General features: G+C 57.7%; 25 protein-coding genes and 3 tRNA genes. 22 read left to right on the forward strand and 6 right to left on the reverse strand.

Going from position 1 to position 22112, the window contains the following annotated elements:
• The first annotated feature begins 35 nt into the window (after positions 1-35).
• Positions 36-296: a MoaD/ThiS family protein gene (locus WMP96_RS02830; RefSeq protein WP_023027795.1), complete on the forward strand. Its 261-nt coding sequence runs from the start codon at positions 36-38 to the stop codon at positions 294-296.
• Here the strand turns inward: WMP96_RS02830 and WMP96_RS02835 are convergent.
• Entirely contained in the window at positions 293-685 is a 393-nt protein-coding gene (locus tag WMP96_RS02835; protein ID WP_023020361.1) for a phage holin family protein, read from the reverse strand. The two genes, WMP96_RS02830 and WMP96_RS02835, sit on opposite strands and share 4 nt — an antisense overlap.
• Positions 686-1738, reverse strand: coding sequence for a histidinol-phosphate transaminase (hisC, locus tag WMP96_RS02840; RefSeq protein WP_301715874.1), 1053 nt, complete (start codon positions 1736-1738; stop codon positions 686-688).
• 108 nt (positions 1739-1846) lie between these two features.
• On the opposite strand from hisC, the gene WMP96_RS02845 reads away from it, so the two are divergent.
• From WMP96_RS02845 to WMP96_RS02875, 7 genes are all read left to right on the forward strand, one after another.
• Positions 1847-1935 (forward strand) — tRNA-Ser (locus WMP96_RS02845).
• Positions 1936-2835: 900 nt separating this feature from the next.
• The gene (locus WMP96_RS02850) at positions 2836-3879 is read left to right on the forward strand and encodes an intradiol ring-cleavage dioxygenase (protein ID WP_340432126.1); all 1044 of its coding nucleotides are present in this window, start codon (positions 2836-2838) and stop codon (positions 3877-3879) included.
• A 65-nt stretch (positions 3880-3944) separates the two neighbouring features.
• Complete coding sequence (locus tag WMP96_RS02855; protein ID WP_301715872.1) at positions 3945-4199, forward strand: twin-arginine translocase TatA/TatE family subunit; 255 nt, start codon at positions 3945-3947, stop codon at positions 4197-4199.
• A gap of 47 nt (positions 4200-4246) precedes the next feature.
• Positions 4247-4975, forward strand: coding sequence for a twin-arginine translocase subunit TatC (gene tatC, locus WMP96_RS02860; RefSeq protein WP_301715871.1), 729 nt, complete (start codon positions 4247-4249; stop codon positions 4973-4975).
• Positions 4975-5445, forward strand: a complete 471-nt coding sequence (locus WMP96_RS02865) for a preprotein translocase (protein ID WP_301715870.1) — start codon at positions 4975-4977, stop codon at positions 5443-5445. The genes tatC and WMP96_RS02865 overlap by 1 nt, the downstream gene beginning before the upstream one ends.
• 333 nt (positions 5446-5778) lie before the next feature.
• Entirely contained in the window at positions 5779-6657 is an 879-nt protein-coding gene (locus tag WMP96_RS02870; RefSeq protein ID WP_340432127.1) for a sensor histidine kinase, read from the forward strand.
• A gap of 2 nt (positions 6658-6659) precedes the next feature.
• Positions 6660-7334, forward strand: coding sequence for a response regulator transcription factor (locus tag WMP96_RS02875; protein WP_301715868.1), 675 nt, complete (start codon positions 6660-6662; stop codon positions 7332-7334).
• 305 nt (positions 7335-7639) lie between these two features.
• On the opposite strand, the gene WMP96_RS02880 is transcribed toward WMP96_RS02875, so the two are convergent.
• The 3 genes from WMP96_RS02880 to WMP96_RS02890 all read right to left on the reverse strand — a co-directional run bounded on the left by WMP96_RS02880 (position 7640) and on the right by WMP96_RS02890 (position 9116).
• A complete protein-coding gene (locus WMP96_RS02880; protein ID WP_301715867.1) occupies positions 7640-7843 on the reverse strand; it encodes a hemolysin III family channel protein in 204 nt (67 codons plus the stop codon).
• A gap of 99 nt (positions 7844-7942) precedes the next feature.
• The gene (locus WMP96_RS02885) at positions 7943-8326 is read right to left on the reverse strand and encodes an NUDIX hydrolase (protein ID WP_301715866.1); all 384 of its coding nucleotides are present in this window, start codon (positions 8324-8326) and stop codon (positions 7943-7945) included.
• Positions 8327-8354: 28 nt separating this feature from the next.
• Positions 8355-9116, reverse strand: a complete 762-nt coding sequence (locus tag WMP96_RS02890) for a hypothetical protein (protein ID WP_340432128.1) — start codon at positions 9114-9116, stop codon at positions 8355-8357.
• 117 nt (positions 9117-9233) lie between these two features.
• On the opposite strand from WMP96_RS02890, the gene WMP96_RS02895 reads away from it, so the two are divergent.
• The 9 genes from WMP96_RS02895 to WMP96_RS02935 all read left to right on the forward strand — a co-directional run bounded on the left by WMP96_RS02895 (position 9234) and on the right by WMP96_RS02935 (position 16916).
• Positions 9234-9596, forward strand: a complete 363-nt coding sequence (locus WMP96_RS02895; RefSeq protein WP_049359000.1) for a YidH family protein — start codon at positions 9234-9236, stop codon at positions 9594-9596.
• Entirely contained in the window at positions 9589-9897 is a 309-nt protein-coding gene (locus tag WMP96_RS02900; RefSeq protein ID WP_200288386.1) for a DUF202 domain-containing protein, read from the forward strand. The genes WMP96_RS02895 and WMP96_RS02900 overlap by 8 nt, the downstream gene beginning before the upstream one ends.
• Positions 9898-10035: 138 nt before the next feature.
• A complete protein-coding gene (gene mgtE, locus WMP96_RS02905; RefSeq protein WP_301715864.1) occupies positions 10036-11400 on the forward strand; it encodes a magnesium transporter in 1365 nt (454 codons plus the stop codon).
• 259 nt (positions 11401-11659) lie between these two features.
• Positions 11660-13234 carry an SLC13 family permease gene (locus WMP96_RS02910; protein ID WP_200288385.1) on the forward strand — a complete coding sequence of 525 codons (1575 nt, stop codon included), beginning with the start codon at positions 11660-11662 and terminating at the stop codon, positions 13232-13234.
• Positions 13235-13276: 42 nt separating this feature from the next.
• Positions 13277-14350, forward strand: a complete 1074-nt coding sequence (locus WMP96_RS02915; protein WP_340432129.1) for a GTP-binding protein — start codon at positions 13277-13279, stop codon at positions 14348-14350.
• A 120-nt stretch (positions 14351-14470) separates the two neighbouring features.
• Positions 14471-14543 (forward strand) — tRNA-Arg (locus WMP96_RS02920).
• A 61-nt stretch (positions 14544-14604) separates the two neighbouring features.
• Positions 14605-14796 carry a hypothetical protein gene (locus WMP96_RS02925; protein ID WP_086588618.1) on the forward strand — a complete coding sequence of 64 codons (192 nt, stop codon included), beginning with the start codon at positions 14605-14607 and terminating at the stop codon, positions 14794-14796.
• A gap of 168 nt (positions 14797-14964) precedes the next feature.
• Positions 14965-15888, forward strand: coding sequence for a DUF418 domain-containing protein (locus WMP96_RS02930; protein WP_340432130.1), 924 nt, complete (start codon positions 14965-14967; stop codon positions 15886-15888).
• 2 nt (positions 15889-15890) lie between these two features.
• Positions 15891-16916 (forward strand): trypsin-like serine protease, encoded by a 1026-nt coding sequence (locus WMP96_RS02935; RefSeq protein WP_340432131.1) that lies wholly within the window; start codon positions 15891-15893, stop codon positions 16914-16916.
• On the opposite strand, the gene WMP96_RS02940 is transcribed toward WMP96_RS02935, so the two are convergent.
• Positions 16913-17941, reverse strand: coding sequence for a prephenate dehydrogenase (locus tag WMP96_RS02940; RefSeq protein WP_301715860.1), 1029 nt, complete (start codon positions 17939-17941; stop codon positions 16913-16915). The two genes, WMP96_RS02935 and WMP96_RS02940, sit on opposite strands and share 4 nt — an antisense overlap.
• Positions 17942-17980: 39 nt before the next feature.
• Here WMP96_RS02940 and WMP96_RS02945 point away from each other — a divergent pair, with 39 nt between their 5' ends.
• The 5 genes from WMP96_RS02945 to WMP96_RS02965 all read left to right on the forward strand — a co-directional run bounded on the left by WMP96_RS02945 (position 17981) and on the right by WMP96_RS02965 (position 22112).
• Entirely contained in the window at positions 17981-18460 is a 480-nt protein-coding gene (locus tag WMP96_RS02945; RefSeq protein ID WP_023020373.1) for a tRNA adenosine deaminase-associated protein, read from the forward strand.
• A 25-nt stretch (positions 18461-18485) separates the two neighbouring features.
• The gene (locus tag WMP96_RS02950; protein WP_340432172.1) at positions 18486-18917 is read left to right on the forward strand and encodes a nucleoside deaminase; all 432 of its coding nucleotides are present in this window, start codon (positions 18486-18488) and stop codon (positions 18915-18917) included.
• Positions 18918-18968: 51 nt separating this feature from the next.
• Positions 18969-19169: a CsbD family protein gene (locus WMP96_RS02955; protein ID WP_250413150.1), complete on the forward strand. Its 201-nt coding sequence runs from the start codon at positions 18969-18971 to the stop codon at positions 19167-19169.
• Positions 19170-19259: 90 nt separating this feature from the next.
• Positions 19260-19347: transfer RNA gene (locus WMP96_RS02960), tRNA-Ser, on the forward strand.
• Positions 19348-19550: 203 nt separating this feature from the next.
• The gene (locus WMP96_RS02965) at positions 19551-22112 is read left to right on the forward strand and encodes an MMPL family transporter (RefSeq protein ID WP_301715859.1); all 2562 of its coding nucleotides are present in this window, start codon (positions 19551-19553) and stop codon (positions 22110-22112) included.

Consider the following 22112-nt stretch of genomic DNA (forward strand, 5'->3'; position numbering starts at 1 on the left):
CGACACGGCAGGGGTGCGTAGGCATAGTAGAAGGCATGTTGACCGTTCACTATTTCGCTGCCGCACGCGCCGCCGCGGGGGTGGCTTCTGAGCAGGTAGACGCTCCCGCTACCTTGGGTGATTTGGTAGTGCAGCTGGGCAAGGACCATACCGGCACCACTGCGGCCGGCATGAGCCTGAAAGAAGTGCTGGGGCGCTGTAGCTTTCTTATCGACGGCGCTGGGAACACCGTCATGGATTCCCCCCTGGCCGGCGTGACCCGCGTGGACGTCCTGCCGCCTTTTGCGGGCGGCTAATCGCGCTGGCGCAGCGGACTGGTAAAGAAATTGATGACGCTGCTGACAATGGAAAGCACGATGGCGCCGATAATCGCGGCGCCCCAAGAGTCGATGACAAGGTGGCCAATTCCGAGGTCAAGCGTATTGAGCGCCCACTCCACGATGATGAGCGCTGCGCCGTTTATGACGAGGGAGAAAAGCCCGAGTGTCAGGCACGTCAGCGGTGCGCCGAGGATGCGCAGCACCGGCGTGACTACGGCATTAATGATGATGAAGACGATGGCAATGGCGATGAAATTTCCGGTTTCAGCCGGAGTGATGGAGATTCCGGGAATGACAGTGACCACGGCCCACAGCGCCACCGCGATGGCAAAGACATTCAGGGCGAAGTTAATGAGCGATCGCATTTAGCCTCCTATGGTTGCGTTCCACGCCTGCAGTAAGGCGTCGGTTTCTTCCCTGGTGGTAACGGTAATACGAATGCCCTCGCTAAAGGCACGAACGAGCACGCCGCGTTCAGCTAGGTGGGCGGCTATCTCCTGTGGAGTGCCCAGACTGGCAAGATTCTTAGCCGGCAGCCACACGTGATTCGCCTCGGAATGCGGCACGCCCCAGTCCTTCAGGGCTGCTTCTAGGCGCTCGCGCTGGACGACGGTCTCCTCGGTACGCTCCCGCAGCGAATCCTGCGCCGCCAGTGCCGCGCGGGCGCCAACCTGTGCCACGGTGCTGGCGGAGAAGGGGATAGCCACCTTATTGAGGGCTTCAATGATATTTTCCGGGCCGAAGGCATAACCGATGCGGACCCCGGCCAGGCCATAAGCCTTAGAGAAGGTGCGCAGGCACACCAGGTTGGGATAGGTACCCACCAGTTCCGTGCCCAGCGGGGTGTCGGTGGCGCGGTTGTATTCGATATAGGCCTCGTCGAGGGCTACGAGGACGTCGGCAGGCACGGCATCCATGAATGCGGCGAACTCGGCCTTGGTAATCGTGGTGCCCGATGGGTTATTGGGATTGCACACGAAGATGAGCCTGGTTTTATCCGTGATTTTCTTCGCCATGGCAGGAAGATCCACGCGCTGATCTGTACTGAGCGGAACCGGGATAGGGTGGACACCCACGACTTGGGCGAAGATGGGGTAGGCCTCGAAGGAGCGCCATGGGAAGAGGATTTCTTCGCCAGGGGTGGCGGCAATTTCTACCAGCTGTTGGCACAATGCGGAGGAGCCGGTGCCCACTGCTACCTGCTGCTGATCCACGCCCAGGTGCGCGGCTAGGTCCTCGCGCAGTGCGGTGGCCGCAATATCCGGGTAGCGATTAGCCTGTGCGGCTGCCTCCGCCATGGCCGCGGCCGCTTCTGGCAGGGGCGGGTGAGCCGCCTCGTTAGAGGAGAGCTTGAGTGCGTCATCGTTGCGCGCACCAGCGACATAGGCAGGGATGGCTTTCAGATCGGGGCGAATCATGCCTACCACTGTAGGGCCTGCGCCTTTGTTGCGGGAGCGAAAGCAGGGGGCTAGTTTGGCAGCGGCGGGGCAGGCAGGTATTCTCAAACGAGGTTCCTTGTGAACCGTGGAGATGTGCCAGAGCGGCCGAATGGGGCTCCCTGCTAAGGAGTTGACCCTTCTGGGGTCCGGAGGTTCGAATCCTCTCATCTCCGCCATTCAATCCCGAGCGTGCGCGCTCGGGATTTTTCTTGTTTCCGTCAATGGCTTGGATTCTAGGAGTCATTGCAACGATGGTGGCTACTCTGGTTTGATGCTACCGGTTTATGCCAGGGCGTCGGTCATGACGGCGGAGGGATACGCCAGTTGGGTGCATTTTCGGTACGTTTCTCCTAACCCCGCCGTTGCTTTCCGTCGATGCCTTTTCCGCAGCGATACTTGAAGTCGGGCGTAGATAGCGCGGCTATCGCGTTTTACTGCTGTGTTCACAGAGGATTGGTTCTGCTTGCCGAAGATGATTTCGGCTTTTATTGGCTAAGGAAGAGCTCTCACGCCTCGTCGGACTGGCCTTCAAGCAGATCTATGCCGTCAGATGCTCTCCAGCGAAAAGGTGCTGGGACGGCAATGAAAAATTCTTCAGGCGACTATTGCGCCTGCACCTTTACACATACTTTGACTGTCCCATAGCTTTTAGGCAACCAGCAGCTCCGCCATTTTCGGTAGCAACTTAGGCGCACATAGCTTCAACCGTGCAATTTCGGCACGGAGCGGACCCTCATGCGGCAGTTCCTGCGTACCTCATACTGGATGGACGATAGATGCCTTCCCAGGTCCCGTCCTACTTCGTGCAATGACACATTTTGCGGAGACGGTAGGAGATAGAGGTTCGTTGCTAAGGCGCATGCAGTGAGTGCTGAAACACCAGCACACTCCACAGAGTGAGGGCTTCTTTAACGCGTAGATGGTTTCCGTCCCATGGTGTAGCGACGGCTACTGCATAGGGAGTACTCAAATGACTGCCTCAGGGGGATTCAACATGCTTGAACAATGAGTTGAATGAATGTTGTTCGGTTAAGCGAAAGACGCTTGACGCAGCATTTCTTCAAAGGAGATTCACCATGGCAACCAACGTTCCAGAACCAGTCAATACTGCTAACGGCCCCACCTATGAGGGGCGAGTCCTGGACCGCCCTGCGGATGAAGTCGTTGACCAAGGCATCAAGTTTGACCTTGACACACTGATGAGTCGTCGCCTCTTCATTGGCGCGGGTGTAGCCGGCTTCGGTTCACTAGCCCTTGTTGCATGTTCCTCAGGCTCTAGCAACGATTCGAATGCCCAGGCGGCTTCAACTTCGTCCTCGGCAACATCGAGCACCACCTCACAAGCTTCGACTAGCGCTTTGCCATCTGGCGAAATTCCAGATGAAACGGCAGGACCATATCCAGGTGATGGTTCAAATGGTCCTGATGTATTGCAGGAATCCGGAATCGTTCGCAGTGATATTCGGACCAGCATCGGTGCAACTGAACAGGTAGAAGGCGTTCCATTGGAATTTACGCTCAGTATCCTCGATATGAACAATGATGATGCGCCCTTCGAAGGGGTAGCGGTTTACGCTTGGCACTGCAATGCTCTTGGTGAGTATTCAATGTATTCCGAAGGCGCTGAGGACGAAACCTGGCTACGCGGCGTCCAAGTCGCTGATGCTGACGGTAAAGTTACCTTCAAATCAATCATGCCAGCTTGTTATTCCGGTCGGTGGCCACATATCCACTTCGAGGTTTATGAAAACCTGGACGAGACCGACGATTCAGAGAACGCAATTTCTGTCTCCCAGCTGGCGCTACCAGAAGACTCGGTTACTCCCGTCTACGAACTCGACACCTATAAAGGATCGGCGGAAAACCTTTCCCAAATGACCCTTGCCACTGACAATGTGTTCGGTGAAGACGAGGGCGAGCTTCAGTTGGCCACTGTCACTGGAGACGTAAACAGCGGCGACACCGCTGAACTGACCGTGCGCGTTGATACCACCACAGAGCCGGAGATGCAGGGTGGCGGGCCAGGCGGACCAGGAGGCGCCGGTGCTCCGAGTGGCGGCGCGCCCGGTGGTCAGCCGCCGATGTCTAATCCTGGATCGTCGCAACAGCCAACTGCGTAGCGGACAAGTACCGACCCCGCGCCTTTCAGTTTCACATTAACCATTCCTATTAAGGAGAATCCTTTATGTTATCTAACCTCACCGGCGTGCATGCCGTGGTCATTCTTGTCATCATCCTTTTCCTCTTTGGAGCCGCGAAGCTTCCTGCCCTTGCCAAAAGCTTGGGGCAGTCTATTAAAATCCTTAAGGAGGAAACGTCGAGTGAAGGCTCTGCTTCTGTAGAGGCTCTCCCCAGCACCACTACTGAAGAAATAAGCTCAGCAACCACCGGACAAACGCCCTCCCGAGTGACGCGTATTGAGGAAACGCGAACCCGGTAGTGACTAGCACAGTAGATGGGGCCACGTCTCAGGCGGACCGGTCCCATATGACTGCTGCTAGCCATCTGCGTGAGTTTCGCAACCGTTTTATGTGGGTTGCTTTAGCGTGGGTGGCAGCTGCAGTAATTGCCTACCTTTTGTCGAATAGTGTGCTTGATTTCCTGCGCTGGCCGATCACAGAGATAGCCCAAACACGAAGCGCGTCTATAAATTATGACAGCATAACCGGCGCTTTCGAACTGAAGCTAAGAATTACCCTCTACCTCAGTATTGTCCTGTCTAGCCCCATGTGGCTCTATCAGGCAGTAGCCTTTGTAACTCCAGGACTACATGCTAAGGAAAAGAAATACCTGCTTGGCTTTATCGCTACTGCATTTCCATTATTTATTCTTGGTGCTGTAACGGGAGCCTACATTTTCCCTCAAATGGTAGAGCTGCTTGCCGGCTTTGCCTCACCAGAGGAAACCACACTGTTGCAAGCTTCGTACTATTTCACGTTTGTACTCAACATCGTTGTCACGACAGGAATTGCGTTTGTGGTCCCAGTTCTAATGGTTATGTGCAACTTTTTGGGCCTTTTGCCAGCATCTGTCCTATTGAAAAATTGGAAGTTTCTGGTTTTGATTATTTGCCTCTTCTCAGCCCTTGTTACCCCTTCAGCGGACCTCGTGTCGATGCTTATTATCAGCGGACTTCTGGCGCTTCTGTTCGGTACCGCAATGGTTATCGCGTGGTTTCACGACCACAGAAAGACTCTCCGAGGAGCGTGCAACTAATGTTTGGTTTAGGAATAGAAAAAATTGTCATCATAGGAATTATTGCCGCTTTTCTTATCGGACCCGAACAACTACCTGTGTACGCCATGCGACTTAGGGAAGCAGTGAGAGCCTTCAGAGGCTTCTCGAGCCGCATTAAGAGTGAAATTGGAGAGACGACTGGATTTCCCATCGACACTGCTGATTGGAATGAACAGATCCAACGGTACAATCCCAGGTCACTTCTCCAAGAAGCGTGGGAGCAATCATCTGAAGCTGTTCAACCCGCAGGTCCTGCTCATAAGGATGAGGGAGCGCAAACCATAGAACCTAAGCAATCGACTCAATCTGCTAAGACGTTTGAGCAAAAGAGCCCAGCCGTAACTCAAAGTGTGCCAAGGCGATGGAAGCTGGTTGGCGGTTCCTCGGGGCATCCTAAGCGAATTCCGGTGCCGACGGCATCAGAAGACTTAGCAGATTCAGCCGGATGACGCGATAATGATGAAATGAGCGCCCTCATGATACGAAGAGAATCCTTCAACCGCTTTCCCCACTGGTTTGGAGAGCTAGTCTTCGCAGCTATTGTCGTGATTCTTACTTTCCTTCCAGGACCGGCCCTGCCTTTTCCTCCGCGGGATGTGCCTAACCACCATCTAGCGTGGCCCATACCGATTGTGCCAATATTCGCTGTATTCGTAATGCTTGTGCGGCACCGGTGGCCAGTTCCCTCATTTGTCAGCGCACTTGTGCTGTACCTCGTGGCTACATTCGCCCACATGCCGAGCCTTGGAGTAGGGGTAGCGCTAATTATCGTTGCTTTCACTATGGCCGATAATCTCTCCACGAAACTCGCTTGGATCCTAGGGACTTTAAGCACGGTGATTGTTGCTCTCACAAGCGTGATAGTTGCAAAGAACTCTGCTGTAGATTCGCAAGTATTCATTTTTGCTATAGGCATTGCGTTAGGGACAGCTCTAGGAGACAGCAACCGTTCACGAAGGGAATACGCCGCTGCAATGAAGGAACGCGCGGAACGCGCCGAGCAAACTCGCGAGCAAGAAGCAGCTCGACGCGTTGCGGAAGAACGCCTCAGAATTGCTCAAGATCTGCACGACACTGTCGCTCACCGTATCTCCATAATCAGCTTGAATGCTGGCGTTGCATCAACGGCACTCGAGCGGAAACCAGAACAATCTAAGGAAGCCTTAGTTTTGATACGGGAAGCTTCTAGGGAAGTGCTGAATGACATCGGGGTTCTCCTTCGATACTTAAGGAATACCGAAGGGGAAGCCTCCTCACGTCTCCCGCAACCGACGATTGCCAAGATTCCTGAAGTTATTGAGGGCTATAGGAAACTGGGCATGACCGTCGATTATGAAACATTAGGTGATCTAGGCGCCTGCAATGAGACTGTAGGTGCAGTAGTATTTCGGTTTGTCCAAGAGGGGCTAACTAATGCCCATAAGCATGGCTCTGATAACTACGTTCATGTGAAATTTGAGCAGCGTCCCCAGGAAACCACCGTGGATATCTCTAACCCCATATCGTCAGCGCGGAAAAATCAACCGAGTGCTCCCAGCGGAAAGATGGGACTTCTTGGACTTCGTGAGCGAATCAATGCGATTGGCGGGGAATTCCAACAAAGTATAAGTGAGGGGACTTTTTCAATACGGGCAATAATCCCGACAGGGCTGGAGGCTTAGACGTGGTTCGGGTAGTAGTAGCGGACGACCAAGCGCTTATTAGACAAGCTGTCGTCGGAATTCTTGACCTCAATGACGAGATTGAGGTCGTTGGACAGGCGAAAGACGGCTATGAGGCTATCGACTTGGCCCAGGAAAGCAATCCCGACGTAGTCCTCATGGACATTCGGATGCCACGATTAGATGGAATCGAAGCCACCAAGCGGATATGCTCTGGCATGCCATCTACTAAAGTACTTATCCTTACCACCTTTGAAGAGGATGAGTTTGTTTTTGCCGCATTACGTGCCGGCGCGAGCGGCTTCATCGGCAAAGGCACCGAGCCCGAAGACATAGCGGAAGCAATCTTCTCAGTTCACAAAGGGGACGCTTTGCTTTCTGCCAAAGCAACTCAATCCCTCATTGAGAGCTACCTTGATTCGAATTCCTCCACACATTTGAATAAAGAAATCGTCAACAGTCTTCACCATCTCACTGGCAGAGAGCAGGAAGTCCTTCAGGCTGTTGGGAAGGGCCTCTCAAATCAAGAAATAGCGGATCACTTTTTTATCTCACCGCTTACGGTTAAGACACATGTCAATCGGATTATGTCTAAGTTGCACGCGCATGACCGTGCTCAACTAGTAATTACAGCGTATGAAGGTGGCCTTGTCGTGCCTGGAAGCAATGAAGGTTGATTTCAGTGCGTGTGCTTGTATAGGCGCTGGACAGTGTTCTATTTCCGTCATGTGCCACGCAGTGTCGCATTGTGGGATGGCGAATTTTGAGATGTATATATTCTTCTTTTGCGGTCATACACTGCACATTAGGAAGGCTCTCACAGGGGGCAGGTCTGCACTAAGCTACGACCAGCGCAACCGCAACAACCAGCTCAAATAACCAATTAACGGGCAGACTAGCTCAGGCGAAATAGAAGTTTCTAAAGAGAAAGAATTGCAGCGAGCTTTTGAGCTCAAGTGCCGCACCGTTGAGAACTCTGCCCCTAGTTCTGGTACTTGGCGCAGCGGCGGAAGAGCGTGAGCATGCCAACGCCGAAGATGAAGCTTCCGGTAAAAGCCGCAGCGCGCAGGGAAGTGACCTCGTGGAAGAGGGCAGGCACCATGAGAATGGCGATAACAGAGCTAATGACTCCTAGGACGAGGAAAGTAATCGTCACGATAGGTCCCGGTGTGGATTGCTGCGGCATGGGGGGTCAGTCCTTTCATCACTCAATTCTGATGAAAATAACTCTAGGTTGCCCTCCCAGGAGCTGCAATAGGAAATTCTTAAGGGATCAAGCAGGGCCTTAGGATTCTAGGGCAGGAAAGACCTCGTCGCACAGCAGGTGGGCGAGCTCCCGCTTTGGGTTGGTGGGGTCTACCCATGCGACTTCGGCAATCTCTGCGGCTGCGCGGGCAAGGACTGGGCGTGGGTAGGTAAAGATGTGGCCGCGCACGGTTTCGCCGGGTTCATTGGCGGCTGGTGCGTCGAAGATGCCGAGCGGGGAAAGCTCCGGGAGGCGGACCTCCACACCGATTTCTTCTGCGACCTCGCGGGCTGCGGCCTGTGTGGGGGTTTCGCCAGCCTCAAGCTTGCCGCCAGGTAACTGGAACTTGGTGGAAGAATTTTTGCGCACGGTGAGGACATGGCCAAAGGAATTACGGAAAACTACGGCGGCAACTTCAATCATGGGCCCGACTATAACTCGCTGCAGCGGGTTAATTCAGAATGCCGGGTGCCCACTCGCGCTCCACTTGGGCAAGCGCTGCTTCTATCTGCTGCGCATCCAAGCCGATATTGGGAGTGCCTGTGGATACCGGGGCACCGGCGAGTACGGCCAGTAGTGCCCAGCCATTATTAACGCTGGGGCTCACACGCAGCTCGTCGGGGTTGTCCGCAATGGCGGTGCCATCTGACCTCATCAATTCGGGCGGATAGTCGACAGCTTTCACGGTTGCGAGCTCTGGTAGTACTTCTGTGGAGCCATCAGGAAAGAACACCATGATGCGCGCCTGGTGGAAGTAATAGTGGTCATCGCCTACAGGGTTCTTTTCTTCCTTGGTATCAAAGTGGTAGAAGTTTCCCACCAGTACGGGATAAAACTCGAGCCAGTTATTGGCCCACGCTGTGCGGAGCAGAGTGCGCTCATTGTGGGTCGAGGCCAGCCAGCGAACGGGCTTGGAAATGCCGAATGCGATGATAGGCAGGCTGATGAGCAAGGCGATGCGGAAATCGAGTCCGGTAAGAGCAAAGGGGAAGAGTCCCAGAATTACGATGCTACCCATATGGAAGAGCTGGAAGAGGAAATCGAATTTCGTATGGTTCTTGGACGGGCAAGGGCCGTTATTAATAACGGCCTCGCGCAAGCCGGTGGCATCGGGGCGGGTATTTGGGGTGCTAACGCGCTTGATGTTCTCTTTGCTGAAAAACTCGTCCTCGTTCGGGGAGGATGGCACGTAGTTGCACAAGCGCAGGTTCATAGGGGATGGATGCTCCTTTGCTCAGGGGGCTGGCCTGTGCCTATGAGGCTACGGAAAGGCGAAGCGTTGCGTGGGCTTGTCGCGACGCAAGAGACAAATGAATATAAAGTGGTGCCCATGAGTGACTCGAGGTTTCCCCGTTCGGTGTTTGCAGTTGGCACCGACCCTGATCCGCGTTTCACGCTCGCTAATGAGCGCACGTTCCTGGCGTGGATTCGCACTTCCCTGGCGTTGATTGCTGGCGGAGTAGCACTTGAGGCCTTTGACGTTCCGCTGCCAGGCACCCTGCGTGCCGCGGTATCGGTCTTCATGCTGATAGTCGCCATAATCTTGCCCGTGGTGGCGTGGGGGCATTGGAAGCAATCAGAGCGCGCAATGCGAGAGAATCGATCGCTACCGTTTAGTTTCGGCCTTCCGGTCCTTGTTGCTGTAATCGTGGTGGTGGCTGGTGCGCTTTTGGTAGGCGAGTTCCTTGTCTAACCAGCCCTTTGATCCTGGTCTGCAACCAGAGCGCACGCGCCTGTCTTGGCAGCGCACCCTTTTGGCGCTTTCCTTAGTGTTGCTAGGCGTGATGCGGGCGGTGAGTGTGCACGTCTTCTTGCCGCTCGTCCTCCTTGCCGCCGGGGTGCTGGCGCTGGTCTTGGCGGTGTGGCAACGTGCTTCGCTTGTCGACGTCGCCCTGTCTTCCCAGGCTCCCCTTCCGCATGCAATCATTTTGGCCAGTACCGCCGGTCTGGTGTCTTTGCTGGCAGCCTTCGCCCTGTGGGGTCTATTCCTGTAGTCATCCCGGTGTCGTCATTGAGGTGGCTTCTGGGCGTCGTCATGCGGCCAGGGAGGATCTCTGGCGGATTTTCTGGGCAAATGACGTAGTCTAAGAAGGCTGAAGTCAATAACCTGGGGCTGGAAAGGCGGGTAGGCCATGGAGGAGACCACCGAGCGGGCTAGCGATATTGTCGAGGCATGGCTCAAACAAGAAGACGCCATTGACCCCACCAAGGCCCCGCGCCTCCAGGAACTCCTGGAGAGGGTGCCCCTGCAGGAACTCATCGCCGTCGTCGAGCGGCAAAATGCCGTCCGGTCGGCCTTGGCCCTGCGCTTGCTGCCGCGCCAGAAATCAATCGTCGTCTTTGATGCCCTCGATGCAAAGCATCAGGCCGATATCATCGATGAGCTGGGCAATGCTGATGTCTATGAGTTCTTCGACGAGCTTGACCCGGAAGACCGCGTGGCTTTGCTGGATGAGCTGCCCGCGGAGATTGCGGACCGGCTGCTGCGCTCACTGACTCAATCCAAGCGCGATGTCACGGGCGTGGTGTTGGGCTATGTCAAGGGTTCGGTGGGGCGCCGAATGTCACCCGAGGTGCCTGGAATCCACCCGGACATGAGCGTTAGGGACGCGCTGTTTAAACTGCGGGAGACCGCACATGAGCTGGAAACTATCTACACCGTGCCCATTACCCGCGAGGATAGGCGTCTTGTGGGGGTGGTGAGCCTGCGCGAAATCTTCACCGCTGATGCCGCGCTGACCATGGCCGATATTATGCACGACCCCATTTTTGCCCGTGCTAGTGCTGATGCGGAAGAAACCGCGCGTTGGTTCCTCCCATTGGACATTCTTGCGCTGCCAATCGTGGATGATTCGCACCGCTTGGTTGGTCTGCTGACGTGGGACGATGCTACGGACATTGTGGAGGAAGAAGATAGCGAGGACTCCGCTCGTGCTGGCGGTACCGAGGCCCTTCAACAGCCGTACCTATCCACGCCTTTGCTCAAGCTGGTGCGCTCGCGCATCGTATGGCTGCTCGTGCTGGCAGTTTCTGCGCTGTTGACTGTGCAAGTATTGGACTCCTTTGAAGGCACGCTGGCCAAGGCCGTGGTTCTCTCACTATTTATCCCGCTGCTGACCGGCACCGGTGGCAATACCGGCAATCAGGCTGCCACCACTGTGACTCGTGCTTTGGCGCTGGGCGATGTCCGCACCCGCGACCTCGTTGCCGTTTTGTGGCGCGAGCTACGCGTCGGCATGTCGTTAGGCGCCGTGCTCGGCTTGGCGGGACTGGGCCTGGCTACGCTGGTCTATGGCATGAGCATCGGCTTGGTCATCGGTTCGACGCTGTTTTTGATTTGCTCGATTTCTGCGACCGTAGGCGGGCTGATGCCCATCGTGGCTAAGACCATCGGTGCCGATCCGGCGGTCTTTTCCAACCCGTTTATCTCTACCTTCTGCGATGCCACGGGCCTCATTATCTACTTCCTGATTGCTAAGACCGTGCTGGGCATTTAACCCACCCTTGATCGATCGGGGGGTGGAGGAGTGGTGGAGCCATTTCTGGTTTTAGGCAGGTGTGGTGTGTGCTATTCGGGGGTGCGGGGGTGGTTTATTGTGACGGGATATGGTTTCTGCGTCACATGTTTTGTATGGTCAGTGCATGCTTCGCAGTGAATTAGATAACTTTCTATTTGCTGTCTAGGCCAGCTAATAACCTGGGAAGTACGGAGCATATCCCTCAGCACAGTCCTCTCTTAGTGAAGGAGCGCGCGGTATGACCACCCCGCATACTCACGAATCCACCGCCCACACCGAAGGTGACGAAGCCCCTAAAGTCCCACGCGGCGAATGGCGCCGGCAGTTTATTGGCCTCTTCGCGGGCTTGGCATTGGCGGTACTTGTCTTCTTTATTTTCCCCTCCAATGCCATTGAGACAGTCCAAGGCTCCTCTGGCGCAGATCCGGAAGCCGAGTACACGCTTGGTGCCATCCGCGCTGTTGCAGCGGTGACGATCCTTATGGGCGTGTGGTGGATGACTGAAGCTATTCCGCTCGCTGCCACCGCGCTGCTTCCGTTGGTTATTTTCCCTCTAGCTGGCGTCGGATCAATCAAGGAAGTAGGCGCCCCGTATGCCTCCGCCACCATTTTCTTGTTCATGGGTGGCTTCCTCATCGCGCTGTCCCTGCAGCGCTGGAACCTGCACCGCCGCTTGGCCCTTTATGTGGTGAAGGTGATTGGTACCTCTCCCAAGCGCCTTATCTTGGGCTTTATGCTGGCCACCGGATTTTTGTCCATGTGGGTTTCTAATACGGCTACGGCCGTGGTCATGTTGCCTATTGGTACCTCGGTGCTCGCGCTGACCGCAGAGACCGTAGGTGGCTGGGAGAAGCAAAAGAAATTTGCCACGGCCCTCATGCTGGGCATTGCCTATTCCGCGTCCATTGGTTCGCTGGGTACGCTCATTGGCACCCCGCCGAATGCCTTCCTGAACGCGTATATGGCCGATACCTGGGGCGTTACCCTTGGCTTTGGTCGATGGATGGCGGTCGGTGTGCCGCTCGCCGTGATCTTCCTGCTGATTGCTTGGGCACTACTTATCACCATTTTCAAGCCAGAGATGAAGGATATTCCGGGCGGCCGTGAGCTTATCGACGATGAGATTAAGGCCCTCGGCCCTTGGACCCGCCCTCAGATTATGACCGGCATCATCTTTGTTCTGGCCGCCGCAGCGTGGGTAATCCTGCCGCTGGTGCTTAAGGAATTTGAGAACTATGACGATGCCATCGTGGGTATCGCTGCCGGCATCGTGCTCTTTATTCTTCCGGCGGATAATCAGCGTCGCACTCGACTGCTCGACTGGAAGACTGCCAATGAGATGCCGTGGGACGTTCTCTTGCTCTTCGGCGGCGGCCTGTCGCTGTCCTCGGTCTTTAATTCTTCCGGACTGTCCCTGTGGATTGGTGAGATGGCTAAGGGACTGAGCGTCCTCCCAGTTGTCCTTATCGTCGCCGCCGTAGCCGCACTGGTGCTCTTCCTGACTGAGATCACCTCTAATACCGCAACGGCTGCCACCTTCATTCCAATCATGGGCGGCGTTGCCGTGGGGGTTGGCCTGACCGCGGAGGGAGATATCAACGTTCTTCTGCTCACCATCCCAGTGGCGCTCGCGGCAACCTGTGCATTTATGCTCCCCGTGGCTACCCCGCCGAACGCCATTGCCTATGGTTCTGGCTACGTCAAGATTGGCGAGATGATCAAGGGCGGTCTCGGACTCAATATCATCGGCATCTTCCTCATTACCCTTACGGTGTACCTGCTGGCGGTGCCTATCTTCGGCCTCTCAATCTAGGTGACTTAGCCATTCCCTAATGAAAAACGTTATCATTAGGGAATGGCTACACCCGTTACCGTGCTGTCCGGATTTTTAGGCAGCGGAAAAACTACGCTCTTAAACCATCTGCTTGCTAACCGCGAGGGGCGCAAGCTGGCCGTCATTGTCAATGACTTCTCCGAGGTCAATATTGACGCCGCTCTCGTTGCCGGCGAGGGCCACCTTGAGCGCGGGGAGGATCGCTTTGTCGAGCTCTCTAATGGCTGCATTTGCTGCACCCTGCGCGAAGACCTTATTGAATCCGTGGGCAAGCTCGCCCGCTCCGGCCGCTTCGACCAGATCGTCATCGAATCCACCGGCATTTCCGAACCCATGCCCGTTGCGGCCACCTTTGAGTGGGAGTTTGAGGATGGCACGACGCTTGCCGACGTCGCCCCCATCGACACCATGGTCTCCCTCGTGGACGCTTCCACCTTTCTTGACCAGTTGCGCCGTGGCAAGAGCCTTGCGTCCCAAAGCATCGAAGCCACGCCCGGCGATGACCGCACCGTGGCTGACCTCCTAGTGGACCAAGTTGAGTTCGCCGACCTTATCCTCATCACCAAGACCGACGTGGTTGATGCTGCCGAAGCCGAACGGGTCATCGCTACCGTGCGCGCCATGAACCCCCGCGCCCGCGTCGTGATTGTTACCAACGGTGTCATCGACCCGCGACTCGTCCTCGATGCCCACTTGTATGACATCGCTACCGCTGCCACCTATCACGGCTACGCCGAAGAACTGGCCAACCCGCATACCCCCGAGACCGAGGAATATGGCATCTCCTCGGTGGTCTTTCGTGCGGATCGGCCCTTTAATCGCGAGCGCTTACTTGCCGCCCTGCGGGCCAGCACCGGTCTGGTGCGTTCCAAGGGGTACTGCTGGATCGATACCGATCTGCGCGTTGCGCACGCCTGGCAGCAAGCCGGCCCGAACCTCCAGATCATGCCCGCGTCCCTCTGGGCGGCCAATGGTGTGACCCCTGGTGCTGAAATTGTTCTCATCGGCATTGACTTCGACCACGAGGCCACCCTGCAGGCTTTCCGGGATGCCCTGCTTTCCGACGCCGAAGTTGCCGCCCTCATTCCTTCCTAAAGCCTTCCCACTTCTCGTGGGTAAACGCCAAGTGAACTGGGGATTTGGTAGTTTCCCAGACCGTGGGTATAGTTATTTCTCGTTGCACAGCAGAGCGCACGCACTGCTTACCAACGGTCTGCGCCCGTAGCTCAACGGATAGAGCATCTGACTACGGATCAGAAGGTTGGGGGTTCGAATCCCTCCGGGCGCACAAAATGAGCCGCCTTCGGGCGGCTTTTCTTGTATCTAATCTATTTCGCAGGTGCCCGTCTATGAAGTCTTCCTCATTGCTGCCGGGTCTCATTGCCGGCATTGTCCTTGGCCTCGCACTATGGCTCGGTTCTGGGAGCCTGTGGCTCCTTCTGGGCGGAGTTGTGCTTGGTCTAATATGCGCCCCGCTTCTCAAGCTTGCTGCTGATCCCTCTCGGTCGCGCAAATATCGCGATGATAACTTCCGCGATTAGGCGGATTTTCACTGCCGCAATAAGTCATATGTACCCCCTTTATAAAATGCAGGACACGTATAAAACGTTCACAGCAACCTCCCAGACAGACTTAGTAGAAAAAGAAAGTCTTTATTAATAAGGGGACTGCGGCAACGCGCTCCCCTCTGTCTTGAAGGAGAACGCCCGGTGTCCGCATCTTCGCGCATCGTTGGGCTTGATATAGCCCGCTCACTTGCCATTATTGGCATGGTAGTCCTGCACATGGCCTCCCTCGTGTGGCATACCAAAGTCATTCTCAACGGCCTGCCCGCCGCGCTTTTTGCCATTTTGGCGGGCATCACATTGATGATCATTGCCCGCAATTTCACGGTGACGACGCTTCTGCGCATCCTCGCCCGAGGCTGCATAATTACACTCATCGGCCTTGCTCTACTGCCCCTTGGAGGAGAGATTCAGGTCGTCCTAGTAGTAATTGGCATCACCATGATGTTGCTGTGCTGGGTTCCCCCGTTGCACTGGGCCTGGAAGCTAATCCTTTTCGCTGCGGCCACCGTAGCCGCGACCGTGAAATACGCTCCGCTGACCCTACCGCAGGTCTACCCACTGCTGGCCTATATCGCTTATTTCTTCGCCGGCATGCTGCTCTATGAAATCTATATTCGCAAGCAACGCGCAGCTGCGCAGTGGGCTTCCACTGCTATAGCCGGCATCGTTGCCGCTATCGGTTTTTACTTCCGCTTTACTACGGACATTCCTGGCTGGCTACGTTTTACCGGCCACACCGGTGTCGTGGGTGAGATCGTGCTGTCCATTGCCGTCGCTGCAGTCGTCCTACATCTCTGCCTGCTTGCTGGTCGAGCTGCGTCCAAGCTGGTCTATCCCTTTGCTGCGCTGGGTGCGATGTCGCTGAGCATCTACATCTTGCAGGTGCTCACCGCCTACTACTGGCAAAGCCACATCGCCCTGCACAACACCGCCTGGGCCTGTGCCTTCATTGCCCTCTTCCTCGTTATCGCAACCCTGTGGCGCCGCCTGATAGGGAAGGGGCCGGCCGAATGGGCCGTCGCCAAAGCCATTGCCATCGCCGTTCCTGCCGGAAAGAAGGACTAATCATGCAGCACAAAATTTTCCCCGCCTTGCTCGCCGCCAGCATCGTGGCACTGACTGCCGCCCCGGCCACTGCTCTCGAACACGGCGATCCAGCTACGGACTCCCCGGAGGCCCAGACTGTCGCCCAACTCAAGATAGGACGCGTGGGTAGTTTCGGTGATTGTACCGGTACTCGCGTGGCCGCCCAATGGGTGCTCACCGCACGTCACTGCCTCGAGTCCGTGAATAACACGGGCACCCAGGCCCGCATCAACGGAACCACCTACGACACTGATTCCTGGGCACTGTCCCCGCTTTCCGACGCCGCCCTTCTCCACCTCACCGCCCCTGTCACCGATACAAAGCCCGCAGAGATTTCCACCCAAGTTCCGGAACCGGGCAAACGCGGCACACTCTACGGCTGGAGCAGTAGTTCTTCTATGGCGCGCCGCGGTCAGCTGCCCCAAGCGGAAATGGAAGTAGCCGAGCTCCTCGGCGGTAGCCCCGCCGAACCTGCTGGCGCGGACGCTGCCGCGAGCGCCGGTGCGGATGCCGATGGCGGAGAAAGCGTTCCCGCGGCCGAGGCCATGCCGGGACTTAAAATGCCGGAGGGTACAGAAAGCGTGCCAGCCAGCGAGGCGATGCCGGGTGGGGCGCCAGATGGCCCGATGCCACTCATTGAAAGCGCCATCCTCGACGTACACTCCACCGGCCGAGCCGGCATGCAGGGTGGTGACTCCGGCGGCCCCTTCTTTGTAGACGGTAAGCTCGCCGGACTCGCCACGGCGGGCACCGCGAACGGGGACCCAGACTTGCCTTCACCTAGTGCGGCTATTACCACGCTGGCCGGCACCAAGGAGTGGATCGAGGGAGTAGTGAGCGGACGCGATAAGGAAGCGATTCTCACCGCGGAAACCACTCCCGAACCGCCGAAAACCCCGCAGACCAGCGCCGACCACGCTTGGTTTTATGCCGGAATAGCAGTGCTAGGTCTTATTGCCGCCGCGGTAGTATCCCGGATTCCTGGCCTGCGGGGTCGCAAGCGCTAGAAAATCTCGATGCGCCCGCCCAGGGACTCGGACTGGCGCAGCTGCGCCACCCAGTTCGGGCCGCCTGGGTGCAGGCGCAGCACCGGGCGGGAAGAAATCTTGATCGGGGAAACCGATTCCTTGCGCGCGCCAGAACGGGCATCGATACGGGTGCGGGCGCGATAACCGGCGTCGGAAAGCTCGGCGATGGAAGGCTCGGGGGAGTCGAGCTTCTCGCGGGCGTCGCGAAGCAAATCCAAGGCCTCGTCCAAAGCCTCCACCAACGCCGGGGCATTGGTTTCGCACATCTGCTGCACTAGCTCCGGGTGCGTACCGGCCACGCGCGTGGCGTCCTTGAAGGAACCGGCAGACAGGGACTGCGCCAAGATTCCGCCGTTATCGCCCACCACGGCGAGAATTTCGGCGAAGACATGCGGCAGGTGGGAAATGCGCGCCACCGCAGCATCGTGGTTAGCTACGCGAATAGGAACCGCCTCCGCGTGCACCATCTGCGTCATGCGTACAACCTCGGTAAAGGTCTCAATCCACTGCTTAGGAATCTTTTCCCCACGCGCCTCGCACTCTGCGGCATAGTCATAAGTAATGCCCCACGCCGCACGGCGGAAGAGGTCCCGCTGGGAGTTATCCCAACCGGACTTGGAGGTGCCCGCCATCGGGTGGCCGCCCACATAGCGCGATTCCATGCCGCGTTCGAGGACCTGCTGGCGTACCGCGGTCTTCACGGAAACCACATCTGTAATGCCGCAGCTAGGCGCGTGCTCCTGGATGGCATCGAGGACCTCGCCCACTGCGGTCATGGGAACAGCAATCACAATGAGCGCGTTTTCCGCTTCCGCGCGGGTCAAAATAGCGGGAAGATCATCGGTGACGTCAAAGCCCTGCTTTACTGCAGTGCGGGCGCCAGAAGTGGAGTGGTTATATCCAAAAACGGGGTGTTTATATCCGGCTAGATCGCGCAGCAGAGAGCCGCCGATGAGGCCGAGGCCAATAATGCAGATAGGGCGTTGAACATCTTGAGAACTCACGGTGACAATTGTGGCACAACACGACTAATCTCACGAGGTATGAGCAACGAAAATTACTCCTTCGCGGTAACCGTCGCCCGCACTGCGGGCCAGTGGCTGGTGCGCAGCTTCAACGATGACTTCGAGGATCCGCAGACCTCCATTAATGCGGTGCGCAGCCTGCGCTCTGAGGGCGCTGCGTTCGCGCTGCTGTGTGTGGAGGATGCCTATTTCATTGCCGTGCGCCCCGTGCCGGGCGGGGTGAAGATGCTCATTTCGGATGCCACCTATGGCGTTGATGATGACTTTGCGGCCGATTTCATGGATATCAACGACCATGAAATCCCGGATGTGGACCCTGAAGAGGCCGACCCTTATGGTGAGGGCGATTTCGATATCTTCGCCGATCTCGGCCTATCCGAGGATCAGGTGGGCTACATCATCGACAATGACGAAGACTGGCCTTCTGATATGTTGCTGCGCATCGCCGGCGAGCTCGGCTTCGGCGATGAACTGGAAGACGTCATTGATAACGCCTGAGCCCCTCCTGCGCGCAGAGGCCCGCATGCGCCGCGCCCTGGACGTCGCCAAGTGCACCCCGGCAGGCGATGTGCCGGTGGGTGCGGTGCTTTTTGATGCCGCCGGAAAAGAACTCGCCACCGGAGTAAACCGTCGCGAGCAACGCGCCGATCCCACAGCCCACGCCGAGGTAGAGGCCATCCGGCAAGCAGTGCGCGTCTATGGAGACGGTTGGCGCCTTTCCGGCTGCGAGCTTGTCGTCACCTTGGAGCCTTGCGCCATGTGCGCCGGAGCCTTGCAGGCGGCGTGTGTGGGTTCGGTAGTCTTCGGCGCTTTTGAACCCAAGACCGGCGCGTGCGGCTCGCTAATCGATGTCCTTCGTGCCCCCACTGCGCCCTTTACCCCGCAGGTTCGCGGCGGCGTTCTCGAAGAAGAGTGCGCCGCGTTGCTCAGAAACTTTTTCGACGACCTGCGTTGAAAGTGCGTACACTGGTGCCCATACATTATCCGTCTAATCAAAGGAGTGATTATGGGCGATTTGGAAAACAAGAAGGACGGCCTCGTAGGCAAGGCAAAGGAAGCCTACGGCGAAGCTACCGGCAACGAGGACGTAGCTAACGAGGGCAAGGCCGACCAGGTCACCTCCGAGGCTAAGGACAAGCTGTCCGACGCTGCCGACGGCATCAAGGACAAGGCCAACGAGGTTATCGGCGGCCTGAAGGACGACTAATCCTCATCCGTATTTCTGCATATCGCTGCGCTGGCACCCCGCTGGCGCAGCGATTTTGTCGCTCGGGCGCACTCCCGTAATCTGGAACGCGGTGGCGTGTCCGAGCGGCCGAAGGTGATCGCCTCGAAAGCGATTGTTGGGTAACCCCCAACCGCGGGTTCAAATCCCGCCGCCACCGCACCGAGATCCCGGTCTGTTTGCGCAGGCCGGGATTTTCTTTTTCCCGGCTAGGCCGCGGGGCGCGGGGGAGGGGCCCGGCTGGCCGCCAGCTGTGAAAACTGGGACGCAGGTGGCTTCGCGATAGGGGATTATAGGGTGCGGCCACTACACTAGGGCGAAGTTCACCCCGTCCCCCACGTGAATGCGAAGGTACATCTACCCGTGGCTACATTGCTTTATCGTCTTGGGCGCTGGTCTTTCCTCCATAAGTGGAAGGTCATCGTGGCATGGCTGCTGCTGCTCGCCGCCGTTGGCGGTGCCGCCGCTTTGCTGATGAAACCGATGACGAGCGAGTTCTCCATCAAGGGAACCCCATCTATCGACGCCACCTATAAGACCATGGACCTCTTCCCAGAGGGCGGCAACCCTGCCAATTCACCCTCGGTCAACGTGGTCTTCAAGGCCCCAGATGGCCAGAAGCTTTCTGATCCAGCAAACCGCGAGGCCATCGACGCCACCATCTCCTACCTCGAAGACAACCTGAAGATGGGCGATACCACGCGCTTTGGCAACCCGCTTGAGGTCTCGCCCCGTCTGCAAGATCAGGTCATCCACCAATTCACGGATATGGGGCTGCCGGAAGCATCTGCCCGCGCTGATGCGGATAACCTCGCCATGGTCAACGATGACGAGACCATTGCGTATACCACCTTCAATTTTGACGCCGAGTCGCCTTATAGCGTGGAGCAAGCAGATAAAGACACCGTCACGGAGGCGATGAATATCGCCCGCGACCGCGGCCTTACCGTCGAAGGCAATGGCGCCGGCTTTGGCGATGAGATCGCGGTCAACTCCACCTCCGAGATCATCGGGCTGGGCGTCGCTTTCCTCGTGCTCATTTTTACCTTCGGCTCGCTGGTGGCCTCGGGGATGCCATTGGTTTCCGCCGTCATTGGCGTGGGACTCGGCGCGCTGGGCATGTTTATTGCCACCCACTGGATTGAGCTCAATAATATGACCCCGGTTCTGGCCATCATGATCGGCCTGGCTGTGGGCATCGACTATGCGCTGTTTATTCTTTCGCGCTACCGCGCCGAGCGCCGCCGCATGGATGGGCCCGATGCCGCAGGCATGGCGGTGGGTACGGCCGGCTCCTCCGTGGTCTTTGCCGGCGCGACGGTCTTTACCGCGCTCTTCGCGCTCATCATTGCGCGCATTGGCTTCCTCACGGCCATGGGCTTGGCCGCCGCCGGCACCGTCGCGATCGCCGTCTTGGTCTCGCTCACGCTCATCCCTGCGATGCTGGGCTTGCTGGGCGATAAGGCCTTCCATGGCCGAATCCCCGGCGTGGCCGGCAACCCGACCCGCAAGGGCAAGCGCCGCCGCGGGCCCACCATGGGCAACCGGTGGGTGCGTTTAGTCCAGAAGGTGCCCGGCCTGGCTATGGCGCTGGTCGTGCTCTCCTTGGGGGCTATGACCGCGCCGGTACTCCAGATGGAGCTTGCCCTTCCGGCCGATACCACGTCGAACCCCGATACCACCCAGCGCAAGGCCGCCGACATCATGTCCGAGGGCTTTGGCCCCGGCGTCAACGGTCCTTTCCTCGCCGTGGTCGATGCCCACACGGTCAACGCGGAATCCGGCGCCTTGGCCCCGCTTGTCGACGCCCAGTCCCAACCCGAACCAGCCCCCGCTCCCGAGCAGGATGCGGCCGAGAATGCTGCCCCCGAAGAGGAGATGCCTGAGCAGCCGCAGGGGGACCAGCCCGCGGCCGAGCCGGAGATCACCCCGGCCGCTGAGGTGGTAGACACCTCCGCAGATGCGGCCGACGCTGCCTCCCCGGAGGACAAGGCCGCGCTTGCGTCCTTCCTCTACACCGCGGACCAGCTCAAGGGCTTGGGCGGGGTGAAGCACGCGCAGATTGTCGGCCTGAGCCAGGACAAGCGCGCCGCACAGATCATGGTTACCCCTGAAACCGCGCCCACGGACGCTGCAACGGTGAACGTTGCGCACGCGCTGCGCTCGGCCACCGGCGAGATCGAGGACGCCACCGGTACCGACATTGGCCTGACTGGCCTAACGGCCGTGCAGCTCGATATCACCGAGCGCCTCGAGGAAGCCATGGTGCCGTACCTGGCCATCGTCGTGGGTCTGGCCATTGTGCTGCTGCTGTTGGTCTTCCGCTCCATCTTGGTGCCGCTGGTTGCGGGCTTGGGCTTCCTGTTGTCCGTCGGCGGCGCCTTCGGCCTGACCGTCCTGGTCTGGCAGGAAGGCCTGTGGAACCTGGTGCCCGCGCCGGGCCCGCTGATTTCCTTCATGCCCATCTTCCTCATCGGCGTGACCTTTGGCCTCGCGATGGACTACCAGGTCTTCCTGGTCACCCGCATGCGCGAGCACATTTCTCGCCACCCGGAGGGCACCGGCGGGCGTTATAGCGCCGTCGACGAGGCCACCATCACCGGCTTTACCCAAGGCGCCCGCGTGGTAACGGCCGCAGCCATCATTATGATTTCGGTCTTCGTGGCGTTTATTAACCAGCCGCTGCCATTTATCCAGATCTTCGGCTTTGCCTTGGCCGCCGGCGTGCTTTTCGACGCCTTCTTTATCCGCATGACCCTCGTCCCCGCCACCATGTTCCTTATGGGCCGCGCGACGTGGTGGATGCCAAAGTGGCTGGCCAAGATTCTGCCCACCCTGGACATCGAAGGCACCGCCCTGGAAGAAGAATGGGAAGCTAAACACGCCACCCCAGCCCCTATCCCTGCAGACAAGGAAGAAGAATAG

Origin of the sequence: Corynebacterium sp. KPL4035 (assembly GCF_037908325.1) — a bacterium.
GTDB lineage: Bacteria > Actinomycetota > Actinomycetes > Mycobacteriales > Mycobacteriaceae > Corynebacterium > Corynebacterium kefirresidentii.